The sequence below is a fragment of the [Clostridium] celerecrescens 18A genome (assembly GCF_002797975.1).
Lineage (GTDB): Bacteria > Bacillota > Clostridia > Lachnospirales > Lachnospiraceae > Lacrimispora > Lacrimispora celerecrescens.
In genome coordinates, this window is sequence record NZ_PGET01000001.1 from 2,121,200 (window position 1) to 2,135,273 (window position 14,074).

At 47.9% G+C, this 14,074-nt stretch carries 9 protein-coding genes; 7 read left to right on the forward strand and 2 right to left on the reverse strand.

Annotated elements, in window-relative coordinates; translation table 11 throughout:
- Window positions 1-9 precede the first annotated feature (9 nt).
- From H171_RS09905 to H171_RS09930, 6 genes are all read left to right on the forward strand, one after another.
- A complete protein-coding gene (locus tag H171_RS09905) occupies window positions 10-1,815 on the forward strand; it encodes a heparinase II/III domain-containing protein (protein WP_100304988.1) in 1,806 nt (601 codons plus the stop codon).
- A gap of 146 nt (window positions 1,816-1,961) precedes the next feature.
- Complete coding sequence (locus H171_RS09910) at window positions 1,962-2,495, forward strand: DUF4489 domain-containing protein (RefSeq protein WP_038282408.1); 534 nt, start codon at window positions 1,962-1,964, stop codon at window positions 2,493-2,495.
- A gap of 207 nt (window positions 2,496-2,702) precedes the next feature.
- The gene (locus tag H171_RS09915; RefSeq protein WP_186802536.1) at window positions 2,703-3,233 is read left to right on the forward strand and encodes a DUF4489 domain-containing protein; all 531 of its coding nucleotides are present in this window, start codon (window positions 2,703-2,705) and stop codon (window positions 3,231-3,233) included.
- A gap of 11 nt (window positions 3,234-3,244) precedes the next feature.
- The gene (locus tag H171_RS09920; RefSeq protein ID WP_100304989.1) at window positions 3,245-3,982 is read left to right on the forward strand and encodes a hypothetical protein; all 738 of its coding nucleotides are present in this window, start codon (window positions 3,245-3,247) and stop codon (window positions 3,980-3,982) included.
- A 589-nt stretch (window positions 3,983-4,571) separates the two neighbouring features.
- Entirely contained in the window at window positions 4,572-7,310 is a 2,739-nt protein-coding gene (locus tag H171_RS09925; protein ID WP_207655181.1) for a collagen-like protein, read from the forward strand.
- 577 nt (window positions 7,311-7,887) lie between these two features.
- Window positions 7,888-9,699, forward strand: a complete 1,812-nt coding sequence (locus tag H171_RS09930; protein ID WP_100304990.1) for a collagen-like domain-containing protein — start codon at window positions 7,888-7,890, stop codon at window positions 9,697-9,699.
- 104 nt (window positions 9,700-9,803) lie between these two features.
- On the opposite strand, the gene cls is transcribed toward H171_RS09930, so the two are convergent.
- Together cls and H171_RS09940 are read right to left on the reverse strand one after the other, a co-directional pair.
- Complete coding sequence (gene cls, locus H171_RS09935) at window positions 9,804-11,354, reverse strand: cardiolipin synthase (protein ID WP_100304991.1); 1,551 nt, start codon at window positions 11,352-11,354, stop codon at window positions 9,804-9,806.
- Between the two features lie 166 nt (window positions 11,355-11,520).
- Window positions 11,521-12,804, reverse strand: coding sequence for an O-acetylhomoserine aminocarboxypropyltransferase/cysteine synthase family protein (locus H171_RS09940; protein ID WP_100304992.1), 1,284 nt, complete (start codon window positions 12,802-12,804; stop codon window positions 11,521-11,523).
- Between the two features lie 147 nt (window positions 12,805-12,951).
- Between H171_RS09940 and H171_RS09945 the strand changes: the two genes are divergently transcribed.
- The gene (locus H171_RS09945) at window positions 12,952-14,058 is read left to right on the forward strand and encodes a DUF362 domain-containing protein (protein ID WP_100304993.1); all 1,107 of its coding nucleotides are present in this window, start codon (window positions 12,952-12,954) and stop codon (window positions 14,056-14,058) included.
- The last annotated feature ends 16 nt before the right edge of the window (window positions 14,059-14,074 follow it).

Sequence of the window (14,074 nt, forward strand, 5' to 3'; positions counted from 1 at the left end):
GTACTAGCCATGATTACAGAACTTGCAAATGCATTAAAGAAACCTTTGTCCCGCTTTTCTCCCTTTCCCCAGGCCTCTGACCGGGATACCTGGGGTTCTCTGCCGGAGGATCTCATAAGCCGCCTGATTAAAAACGGAGAAGCTTTTTTTAATTTTGATTATCCTTCATTAACTGCTGTGGATTACATGGAGTTTACCAGAAACGGAAACAGAAGCCGTTTTCAGGATAAGCTGTTTTTAAGAAGAACCGCTCTTGATGCCCTGGTCCTGGCTGAATGCGCAGAATATAAGGGACGATTTCTTGATGATATCATCAACGGGCTTTCTTTGATCTGCGAAGAAAACGCATGGCAGCTTCCTGCCCATAACTCCTACATCCGCGACACGCCACCCTCTATCCTTCCTGATGTTACCCGCCCTGTCATTGATCTGTTTGCAGCGGAAACCGCTTCCGTTCTGGCCGTGGCAGAGTACCTTTTAAGGCAGGAACTGGATTCCGTCACTCCCTTCCTCTCAAAGATGATCAATAAAAATCTCGAGGAGAGGATTTTCACGCCTTACCTTAATGAACACTTCTGGTGGATGGGCGACGGGGCCAGCCACATGAATAACTGGACAGTCTGGTGTACCCAGAACGTGCTTCTTTCCGCCTTTACAAGAGAGCTCCCAAAAACCCAAAAAGAGGATATATTTAAAAAGGCATGCAGAAGTATTGACTATTTTCTGGATGAATATGGGGAAGACGGCTGCTGCGATGAAGGCGCCCAATACTACCGTCACGCAGGATTATGCCTTTTTAACTGTCTTGAGGTTTTAAATGGAATATCAGACAATGCCTTTCTTCCTGCATACGAAACCGAAAAAATCAGGAACATTGCCTCCTACATACTGACCGCTCACATTCATGATGTTTATTACGTGAATTTCGCAGACTGCTCTCCCATTGCCGGACGGTGCGGAGCCAGGGAATACCTCTTTGGCAAGCGGACGAAAAATGAGGAGCTTATGTCTTTTGCCGCAGAGGATTACCAAAGCAGTGAAGATCCCTTAACTGTTGAGGAACATAACCTGTTTTACCGTTTACAGACTGTTTTCATCCATAAGGAAATGATTTCTTTTGCAAAATCTCCCATTGCCCACCGGGATTTCTGGTATGAAAGCGTTGGGCTTTTCATAGCCAGAGATGAGCATCTTTATCTGGCCGTAAAAGCCGGGGATAATGACGACAGCCATAATCACAACGATACGGGGAGCTTTACTATTTACAAAGATGGGAAACCCATGTTTATAGACGTTGGGGTAGAGACCTATACAAAAAAAACCTTTTCAAAAGACCGGTATGACATCTGGACCATGCAGTCCCGGTATCACAATCTGCCTACCTTTTTTGACGGCGGGACCCAGATCATGCAAAGAAATGGATCTGATTACCGGGCAAAAAACGTGACCCATCAATTAGGAGCCTCTGTCTGCCATATTTCCATGGATTTGGAAGCTGCCTACCCGGATGAACGGATTAAGTCCTACACCCGAAACGCTGTTCTGGAAAAGGGAAAAGAAATCACGATAACCGATCATTACGAAGGAGATCTTCCATGTCCCGTGCTGTCGCTTATGTTCTATGAGGAACCTACTGTATGTGAAAATACCGTACAAATCGGAGATTTGGGCAGCCTTCTTATCGAAGGTGCATCAAATATACAAAAAGAAGTGATCCCAATTTCTGATGAACGTTTGAAAACTTCATGGAAACATGATGTATATCGGTTACTGGTTACTATGGAACATAAGGATCTGACCCTAAGGATCCGATAATTTCAGGAAGCAGTGGCCAAATTATGACATCATAAGAGATATTGTCTATTGAGTTGTAGCATATTTTCTTCTTTATAATATAATGTAGTATACCATGATGGTATAACGAAACATTCCTAATTATTAAGCAAAATGGAGGTCACATCATGAATGATCTTGATATGAGAATATGTGAATGCGATTGTGATGAATGTGAGGACTGCAACTGCAATATCGTATGCGAACGTCCCAGAAAGCACTTAAAGCCAAACAGAACAATATTAAAATGCGGCAGCCAGGGTGGCGTAACCATACCATTGGCAACAGTTGCCGGTGCTGCCTTTACTCTGGCCACAGTAAACGTTGATACAAAAGCTTTAAAAAACCCATGCATTAAATTTGAATTTGCAAGTAATATCGTTACTACCGCTGCTGTAATTACTCTGAATTTCCAGGTATTCAAACAGTGTAAAGGCATCCTGACTCCTATTCCCGTAGGACCAATCTGGACTTTCTCACGGCTTGTAGCTATTACTGATGCTAACACCTTCACCTTCTTCGTTTGCGACTGTGATTTGTGCAACGATGACTGCTGCACTTACAGTGTAGTTGCTACGGTTGCTGGCGTTGCTACGGTTGGTGTTACTGCTATAAACAATGCAACCCTTGCTGCAATTATTGTAGATAATGACTGCTTCTAATTCCTGGTTCAAATGGTAGGTACAAGGGATGTATGTCCAATAGCTGCATAAATTAACTTTCTATCATAGATAGAGTGTTTGGCCAAACCCGGCTGAATACTCTATCTATGAGCATTCAAATAAGGAGCTGTGGCCATTATGTATAACCGCTTATTCAGTATGTCTTGCCGTCCTATTTTTCCATATCGTAATACACCCAATAGGAATATGCAGCTTCCGCAGCCAATCCAGCCCAAAATACTTAACCACAGCCAGTGTATACAAAATGTTCAGGAGTGTTCCTGTAATTCACCTCCTGCAAATCAGGCTTTAATAAAATGTTCTGCTAAGGGAGGTATCATTTTACCTGAACATTCGGAAAAAAACGCTACATATAACGTAGCTTCGCTTAATATAGATACCTTCAGCTACAGGAATTTTTCAATTCATTTTAACTTTTCCTGTAATATCCTTACCACCAGCGCCCGTATGCATCTCAGATTTCAGTTGTTTAAACAAGGAAATGATCTGATGGCTTTAACGCCTGTCAGTTCCAGCCTGGTTTACAGCAGAAATGAGGATAGCAGGGAAACAAATACCTTTTCTTTCATTGCCTATGATCAAGACTCCATGAGTTGCAGATGCTGCAATTACAGTGTATATGTGGAAATTATGGGCTTTGATACGATTGGCACCATTATGATTACAAATCCAATTCTCATTGCATCTATCATTGAAAATAATAGTGGAATTGTTTAGAGGGGAATTTCATGAAAAATCAAACTAATTTAAGATTTACAAACTCTACCATAACCATTGAAGAAAATACGATTAGATGGGAAAATCATATGATTAAAACTGAAAATATTTCTCATATATGGATGGGAAGCTGCTCAGATAAAACATTTCCTTACCATTTTGTTCTCATCCTATTACTCATAGCTTTGTCTGGTACCAGCCCTGCAAGCATCATTGGGATACTTCTGGCTCTGATCCTATATCCCATCACCTGGTTTTACTGGCATCGGAAACAGGAAAGTTCCATAGGGATCAATTTTGAAATCAGCTCCGGTAAAATTTACTCATTTATTTGTAATAATGAGGAATTTACCCACCAGGCCTATGACCTGATCAGCAATCTTATTTCAAAAAGGAATATGGCTTCAAGACTTGAAATTAGCTTTCTCGGGGATGGAAAGATTATTGATAACTCCGAAACAGATAAGGAGTCTTCTTCCAGCGCACAAATGGTGAATGTCATGGCAAGCGGAATAAATGAACCAATTATCAGGGAACTTCAAAAGTTAACTTTGCACTATACAAAAAATAGTGAAATTAATAATGAAATTTTGAGTTTGATCGAAAAAACGACCCAATCAATAAATATGAATGATAAAGTTGAGGCAAAGAAGTTCTACAGCAGTTTTGTCACTATGGGACTTATTAACGATTGCAATGAATTAGGGCTGAATGCTCTGATTAATGAAATTAAAGCTAATATCTATTGACCGGTATCTATTATGAAAGTTCTTTTGATTCTATACCATCAGAATAAAACGGTGTACCCGCTTATTATAGACGCTCCTTTTTGATAAGTTTTTTATTTTTAAAATTCTTATTAAAAAGGAGTATTTTATTTTGCCCCGGTCCTTACTGTTCGTTGGAATGGCCATTGCTCAGCCTGCAGCAGACCTTTTAAAATTCATGGCATATTAAATACCGGTACACTATCTATGACCCCTTTCAAACAATTTACAATTATATAGAAACAGGCTCTCTTATCAGCAAAAATACATAACTCCACGCTCTATCAGTTCTTAGATTCCCAACTCTAAGGGGCAAGCTTTGACTTTGCAGACAATCTTAGTCATCTTTAAATTCTAATTTTCCTAGAATTATCCCAGAATATTTACTTCCAATTCGCAGTGATTTTTGCGTCATTATTAAGTTCAGCTAATTTCTAACAAACTTGTCATTCAATACATATCATAAGGTATAAAGGAGTACGAAGTTCCTTTATATTCTGATTTTTAATCTTGCATCAAACGCTTATAAGCAAAAAATCAAAATATCATACCTTAACAGGAGGGAATTATAATGAATAATTGTAGAAATTGGGACGATGATCGCTGCTTTGATAGATGCGGTTGTTGCCCTGGACCGCAAGGCCCCAGAGGCTGCCCTGGACCAACCGGACCTAGAGGGCCACAGGGACCAACCGGACCTAGAGGGCCACAGGGACCAACCGGACCTAGAGGGCCACAGGGACCGACTGGGCCTAGAGGCTTCCAGGGACCGACTGGACCGACTGGACCGACTGGACCTAGAGGCTTCCAGGGGCCAACTGGACCGACTGGACCTATTGGACCGCAAGGACCTCAAGGGCCTCAAGGACCTGCCGGACCTCAGGGACCAGTAGGACCTCAAGGGCCTCAAGGAATACAAGGACCAACTGGACCGACCGGACCAACTGGTGCTACCGGTGCTCAGGGACCAACTGGGCCAACCGGTGCCACTGGCGCGACTGGTGCTCAGGGACCAACCGGGCCAACCGGACCAACCGGTGCCACTGGCGCGACTGGTGCTCAGGGACCAACCGGGCCAACCGGACCAACCGGTGCCACTGGCGCGACTGGTGCTCAGGGACCAACCGGGCCAACCGGACCAACCGGTGCCACTGGCGCGACTGGTGCTCAGGGACCAACTGGGCCGACTGGACCAACAGGTGCCACTGGCGCGACTGGTGCTCAGGGACCAACTGGGCCGACTGGACCAACTGGACCAACCGGCGCGACTGGCGCTCAGGGACCAACTGGGCCAACCGGCGCGACTGGCGCTCAAGGACCAACTGGACCTACTGGCGCGACTGGCGCTCAAGGACCGACTGGACCTACTGGCGCGACTGGCGCTCAAGGACCGACTGGACCTACTGGCGCTACTGGCGCTCAAGGACCGACTGGACCAACCGGCGCGACTGGCGCTCAAGGACCGACTGGACCAACCGGCGCTACTGGCGCTCAAGGACCAACTGGACCAACCGGCGCTACTGGCGCTCAAGGACCAACTGGACCAACCGGTGCTACTGGCGCTCAAGGACCAACTGGACCAACCGGTGCTACTGGCGCGACTGGTGCCCAGGGGCCGACTGGACCGACTGGTGCTCAGGGACCAACTGGACCAACCGGTGCTACTGGCGCGACTGGTGCCCAGGGGCCGACTGGACCGACTGGACCGACCGGTGCTACCGGCGCTCAGGGACCAACTGGACCAACCGGTGCTACTGGCGCGACTGGCGCCCAGGGGCCGACTGGACCGACTGGACCGACCGGCGCGACCGGCGCTCAGGGACCAACTGGACCAACCGGTGCTACTGGCGCGACTGGCGCCCAGGGGCCGACTGGACCGACTGGACCAACCGGCGCGACCGGCGCTCAGGGACCAACTGGACCAACCGGTGCTACCGGCGCGACTGGCGCCCAGGGGCCGACTGGACCGACTGGGCCACAGGGACCGACAGGTGCTACCGGTGCTCAGGGACCGACTGGACCAACCGGCGCTACTGGCGCGACTGGCACCCAGGGGCCGACTGGACCGACTGGACCTCAGGGACCGACTGGACCGACTGGGCCAACAGGTGCTACTGGCGCTCAGGGACCAACCGGACCAACCGGTGCTACTGGCGCGACTGGCGCCCAGGGGCCGACTGGACCGACTGGGCCTACTGGCTCTACTGGTGCCCAAGGACCGACTGGACCGACTGGACCGACCGGGCTAACTGGCGCGACTGGACCGACTGGTTCTACCGGTGCTGCTGGACCGACTGGACCGACTGGTCCGACTGGGCTAACTGGCGCTACCGGACCAACTGGGCCAACTGGCGCGACTGGTGCTCAAGGACCTATTGGACCGACTGGGCCTCAGGGACCTGAAGGACCTCAGGGACCACAAGGAATTGAAGGATCTGTTGGACCTACTGGCGCCACAGGTGCCACTGGACCGACTGGACCGACTGGGCCTACTGGCTCTACTGGTGCCCAGGGACCGACTGGACCAACCGGACCTCAGGGACCTCTGGGACCACAAGGAATTGAAGGGCCTGTTGGACCGACCGGACCGACTGGAGCTCAAGGAGCTGCTGGACCTACTGGGCCTACTGGTGCTACCGGCGCTCAAGGGTCTGTTGGACCGACTGGACCTCAGGGATCAGAAGGGCCTCAAGGACCTCAAGGAATCGAAGGATCTGTTGGACCGACTGGACCGACTGGACCTCAAGGAATACAAGGACCGACTGGACCGACCGGACCAGCTGGAATTTCTTCAGGATTTATTATTCCTTTTGCCACAGGTTATATAAACGCAACTCCTGCCACTAACTCTACCGGAGCATCATCCGCTATCTCGTTAACCGGCTATGGAGAAAGTGCAACAACGTTGACTCTGACATCCGAGACCACGTTTTCAATCAATACAGCGGATGGATGGTATACCTTTACAATGCCAACCGATGGAACCCTTCAGTCGATTTATGCAAATTTTGCTACGGTTGCAGCATTTACACCTACTACCAATATAACGCTATATGTGGCTATTGCAACCGCGCCTTCCAATAGCGCTAATTATACCATTATTACTAGTTCCATTACCCCTGCAACCCAGGTTTATGCACAGGGAACTGCTTATCCTGCTTATACGACCCGAGCAGGCTTCTCCACTGGATTAAACATCCCCCTTACAGCAGGAACTCAGGTTGCAATCGTACTGGGATTTACTACCAGCGGCGGTACTCAGGCACAAAGCTTGCCTTTCTTCTATTCAGGAGGCTTGTATTTACAGTAACAAAAAGAAAACAAAAGGAAAATACCCTTATTTATTTCCAATAGTGATAGTCTCTCCTCCCGAAAATGGTTGTCAGACGAACGGTAATAAGCTTTTATTGCCAGGCCAGCATCTTAAGGTGCTGGCCTTCACTTTGTTCAAACCACTATGCTTTTAATGCAATTAAGCTGATATTCAAATACGGATATTTTTTAAGTTTGTCATTTTTTCTGTAGTTCGAATACCAATTAACTAATAACATATGATGAATTTCACTAAACTTAAGTTCTTTTAAATTTCTTTTAATCATTCAAAATCTAAATTCCTTGGTAAAATTTCTTCTTTCGACTGCATACCAATGACATTCAATCTTATGCTCTGCTTTATGCCTGTTTGTTTGCTATGCCCCGGATTAATATTACAGGAATCAATTAATGATTAACTATACGTTGCCGTTGATTTGTTTTCTAACAAACCTGTCATTCAATACATATGATAAGTTATAAAGAGTTGGAAAACCCTTTATAGATTTTAGCCATATACAAAAGATTTATAATTATAACATCGCAATATCGCACCTTAACAGGAGGGAATTATAATGAATAATTGTAGAAATTGGGATGAAAAACGCTGCTTTGACGAGGGCTGTTGCTGTGGCTCCGAGGTTAGATGCTGCGTTGGACCGACTGGGCCGCAAGGGCCTAGAGGCTGCCCAGGACCTAGAGGGCCTCAGGGACCGACTGGACCGACTGGGCCACAAGGACCACGGGGGCCTCAGGGACCGACTGGACCGACTGGGCCACAAGGACCACGGGGACTACAAGGGCCTAGAGGTTTACAGGGGCCGACTGGACCGACTGGGCCACAAGGGCCTAGAGGTTTACAGGGACCGACTGGACCGACTGGACCACAGGGACCACAGGGACCGCAAGGACCTCAGGGTCCAGCTGGACCTCAGGGTCCTGTAGGACCACAAGGACCTCAGGGAATACAAGGACCGACTGGACCGACTGGTGCTACCGGTGCGACTGGTGCCCAAGGACCAACTGGACCTACTGGTGCGACTGGTGCGACTGGTGCCCAAGGACCAACTGGACCTACTGGTGCGACTGGTGCGACTGGTGCCCAAGGACCAACTGGACCTACTGGTGCGACTGGTGCGACTGGTGCCCAAGGACCAACTGGACCTACTGGTGCGACCGGCGCGACTGGCGCTCAAGGACCTATTGGACCTACTGGACCTACTGGTGCTACCGGCGCGACTGGTGCTCAAGGGCCACAGGGACCAACTGGACCGACCGGCGCGACTGGCGCGACTGGTGCTCAAGGACCTATTGGACCGACTGGACCAACCGGACCTACTGGTGCGACTGGCGCGACTGGTGCCCAAGGGCCAACTGGACCAACTGGGCCGACCGGCGCGACTGGCGCGACTGGCGCTCAAGGACCTATTGGACCGACTGGGCCGACCGGTGCTACCGGCGCTACCGGCGCGACTGGCGCTCAAGGACCTATTGGACCAACTGGACCTACCGGTGCTACCGGCGCAACTGGCGCGACTGGCGCTCAGGGACCTATTGGGCCAACCGGACCGACCGGTGCGACTGGCGCGACTGGTGCTCAAGGACCTATTGGACCGACTGGACCGACTGGACCGACTGGACCGACTGGTGCAACTGGCGCAACTGGCGCAACTGGTGCAACTGGCGCAACTGGCGCACAAGGACCTATAGGGCCGACTGGACCGACTGGTGCAACTGGTGCTACCGGCGCGGCTGGCGCCCAAGGACCTATCGGACCGACTGGACCGACTGGACCGACTGGACCGACTGGTGCTACCGGCGCTACCGGTGCGACTGGGGCTACCGGCGCGACTGGCGCCCAAGGACCTATCGGACCAACTGGACCAACTGGACCGACTGGACCTGCCGGTACCACAGGCGCTACCGGTGCGACTGGTGCTCAAGGACCTACCGGACCTATTGGCCCTCCAGGACCATTTACGCAGTTACGGGGATTTGACCTGCAGCTTACTGGAGGTACCTCAGTAGCAAATGGAAGCCCCGTTATATTCAATACCATATTAAATAACCAGAGTATTAATATCTCTTATAACACATCAACAGGCATTGTTACACTTAATGCAGAGCAAAATTATTATATATCCTGGTGGGTATCTACAGATGGCGCAGGCCCATCCACTTATGTGGAATTTACTTTACAGATCAATGGAAGCAGTGGTGTATCATCAAGCTCACCAATTGTAACAGGACAGTTAAGCGGAATGGCCCTGATTACTGTTGGTGCAATTCCATCTACCATTGCACTTGTTAACACAACCGGCCAGACCGTTTCATACGGTGCAACCCCGGTTATGGCACACATGGTTATTTTTGAAGTTTCCCAATAATCGCTGACATAAAGCTATTTTTATGATCTGTGATTTATAAAAATGCGTCGGAAGTATATACTTCCGACGCATTTTTACATAAACAGCAGAATTTAATTAATGATCTACATAAGCGGAGCAATCAACCTCAACGCCCGCCCTGCCAAAACTTCATACCAGGGATAATTCCTGCAATCTTCCATGGTGATTCTGCGGCATTGGGCCAGAGTGTCATGGAAATCTCTCTGTATATCCCGAATAACTTCATTCCGATACAGGTAGACTGCACATTCAAAATGAAGGTAAAGGCTTCTGAAATCCATATTAATAGTTCCGACTACTGCCTTGATGTCATCGCTTGCGTATACCTTTGCATGGACAAAGCCTGGCATATACTCGTAAATCTGGACCCCGGCCCTTATCAGTTCTTTATAGTGAGACCTTGCAAGCAGGAACGCGTATCTCTTATCCGGTATCCCCGGCATAACGACAACGACCTCCACGCCCCGTTTGGCGGCAAACGTAAGAGCCTGGATTATTTCATAATCCAGAATCAGATACGGTGTCATAATGTGAACATAATGTCTGGCAGAGTTTATGATATCCAGATAAACTTGTTCCCCAACCGATTCCTGATCCAAAGGGCTGTCCCCGTAAGGAATTACAAATCCATCCATGCTAAGCTCCAGGGGATAAAAATAATCCGGATCTCTTAAATATTTCCCATAGTCCTCAGGCCCTTTTTCAGAAATGTTCCACATCTGCAGAAACATCATGGTAAAGCTGGTAACGGCATCCCCCTTCAGCATGATTCCTGTATCCTTCCAATGGCCAAAACGCACACGCCGGTTAATATATTCATCTGCCAGGTTTACTCCTCCGGTAAAAGCTGTAATACCGTCCACAACCAGGATTTTTCTATGGTCCCGGTTGTTTTGGTAGGTGGTAAACGCAGGCTTAATAGGAGAAAACATCTTTGCATTTATTCCCCTTGCCTGTAATTCCTTTGGATAGCTAAAGGGAAGAAGGGTCAGGGAACACATGCCATCATACATGAACCGGATCTCCACCCCCTCTTTTGCCTTTCTCTCCAGAATATCCAATATAGCTTCCCACATTTCCCCGCGTTCTACAATAAAGAATTCCATAAAAATAAACCGCTTTGCACCCTCCAGCTCCTTCTTCATCTCTTCGAACATGGTTTCGCCCAGCGGAAAATACTGTACATTCGTATTTTTATATGCCGGGTAATGGCCAGAATGTTTGATATAATAAGCCAGATTGGCATTTCGCCTGCTGATTCTGGATAAATCCTCCATAACCCTTGGGCTCTGGGTCAGATAGGTTTCCGTATTTTCCATGTTGACCCGCAGCCGTTTATTTGCCAGTTTTCCCACAATCTGCAGCTCCACAAACAGATAAAAAAACGTTCCAAACACAGGAACAGCTGCGATTGGGATCATCCAGGCCAGCTTAAAGCTCGGATTTTCCTCTTTGTTCAGAATATAAATGATAACAAATGCACCGAGCAGAGCAGAACCACCATAGAAGTAGGCGAGGTAACGGCTTAAAAAGCGGTATGCCGCAAAAAGAATAGCCACTTGTATGATAAGAGAAACGACCGCAAACGTAGTCCGGCCAAAAATAATCCTCAGCATTCTCCTGATCAGTTTCATCTTGTGCACCTCCTATGCTGCCAATTCAATGAATCATATCTTTCTAATTATACAGCCTGCCGCTTTATCTTGCAACATCCGACAGACTCTGTATCCTTTTCAAAGATGCCAAAAACAACGGGAAAACCGCTGATACCGCAGTCTTCCCGCTCCTCATACTTTTCTTTTACTGTTCCAGTGCCTGTCTGATATCTTCCATAATATCCTCTGAATTTTCGATACCAACGCTCAACCGGATCATGGACGGATCAACTCCTGCTTCAACAAGCTGTTCATCCGTCAGCTGTCTGTGGGTATGACTTGCCGGATGCAAAACAGATGTACGCGCATCTGCCACATGAGTCACAATAGCCGCCAGTTTCAGTCCATCCATAAACTTAACCGCAGCTTCCCTTCCCCCCTTTAAGCCAAAGGAGATTACGCCGCAAGTGCCGTCAGGCATATATTTTTTTGCCAGTTCATGATATTCGTCCCCCTCCAGCCCCGGATATTTGATCCAGGCCACATCTTCCCTGGAGCTTAAATACTGTGCCACCTTTAATGCATTTTCGCAATGACGGGGAACCCGAAGATGCAGGGTTTCCAGACCAAGGTTTAAAAGGAAGGAATTCATTGGGGAGGGAATCGCCCCCAGATCTCTCATCAGCTGAGTGGTCGCTTTCGTTATATACGCCTTTTTCCCAAACTTCTGGGTATATACAATGCCATGGTAGGATTCATCAGGTGTGGTAAGCCCAGGATACCGCTCTGCATGAGCTTCCCAGTCAAAGTTTCCGCTGTCAACGATACAACCGCCTACGCTGGTGGCATGTCCATCCATGTATTTTGTTGTAGAATGTGTTACGATATCTGCGCCCCATTCAAAAGGGCGGCAGTTGATGGGAGTTGCAAACGTATTATCCACAATCAGAGGAACACCGTGCTTATGTGCAAGCCCAGCAAACTTCTCTATATCAAGAACTACAAGAGACGGATTGCCGATGGTTTCACCAAATACTGCCTTTGTATTTGGTTTAAATGCCTTTAAAAGCTCTTCTTCTGAAAGTCCCGGATCCACCAGAGTGGATTCAATCCCCATCTTTTTTAAGGTTACGGTAAACAGGTTGGTGGAGCCTCCGTAAATCGTAGCAGAGCTGATTACATGGTCTCCCTCCTTGCAGATATTTAGCAGCGCATAAAAATTGGCGGCCTGTCCGGAAGATGTTAGCATAGCAGCCTCTCCGCCTTCCAGCTCGCAGATCTTAGAGGCCACCGCATCATTGGTAGGATTTGCCAGCCTGGTATAAAAATACCCCTCATCCTCCAAATCAAACAGCCTTCCCATCTTATCGCTGTCATCATACTTAAATGTTGTGCTTTGAAAAATCGGAAGCACTCTGGCATCGCCGCTTTTTGGCTGCCAGCCGCCCTGTATGCAAACCGTCTCTCTGGAACGCATGTTCTGACTCATCTTATATCCTCCTGTGAACCGTAGTCATTTGCTTCTCCTAGTTTAGCATAAATAGTTCTGGAAATAAAGTGCAAATTGCCTTCTTGAATTCCCTGATTATTTACAGTATAATAAGCGTTATCATATCACGGATTAAAGGAGACCAAAATGGAAAAATCAAAGGTTTTTTATACGAGCTTTCATGCCACCTTTCAGGAAAACCTTCCTCAGAAATTAAAGAGACTTATAAAAACTGCCGGAATGCTGGAGCAGATTGACTTTCAAAATAAATATACAGCCATAAAGATTCACTTTGGCGAGCTTGGAAACCTGTCATTTCTTCGCCCCAATTATGCAAAAGCTGTGGTAGACCTTGTAAAATCCCAGGGCGGAAAACCATTTTTAACGGATTGCAACACGTTGTATGTGGGAAGCCGGAAGAATGCTCTGGACCATTTGGATACCGCTTATGAAAATGGCTTTTCCCCCTTTTCAACCGGATGCCATGTTTTAATTGCCGACGGCTTAAAAGGAACTGACGAAAGCCTGGTTCCCATTAACGGGGAATACATAAAGGAAGCAAAAATCGGACGGGCTGTTATGGATGCCGATATCTTTATTTCTCTTACCCATTTTAAGGGCCATGAAAGCACGGGCTTTGGCGGAGCTTTGAAAAACATTGGAATGGGCTGCGGCTCACGGGCCGGAAAGATGGAGATGCATAACTCCGGAAAGCCTCATGTAAGTGAAGAAACATGCATCGGCTGTCACGCCTGTGAAAAGAACTGCGCCCACAGCGCTATCTCTTTCCAGGATAAAAAGGCTTTCATTGACCATAACAGGTGCGTAGGCTGCGGCCGCTGCATAGGAGTCTGTCCTGTGGATGCCGTTGAGACAGACTACGATGAGTCCAATGACATCCTGAACTACAAAATTGCAGAATACACCCAGGCAGTTCTAGAAGACCGGCCGAATTTCCACATCAGCCTGGTTATGGATGTATCTCCTTACTGCGACTGCCATTCAGAAAACGATATCCCCATTATACCTAATGTAGGTATGTTTGCTTCCTTTGACCCGGTAGCTCTTGATATGGCCTGCGCAGATGCCGTAAACCGCCAGCCTGTTATGGCAGGAAGCATACTGGAAAAACACGGCAGCCATCACCATGACCATTTTAAAGACACACATCCCAACACAAACTGGAAATCCTCCATTGAACATGCGGTGAAAATCGGTCTGGGCAGCGCGGAATACGAATTAATCACGCTGTAATTCAGCACTGTTTAAG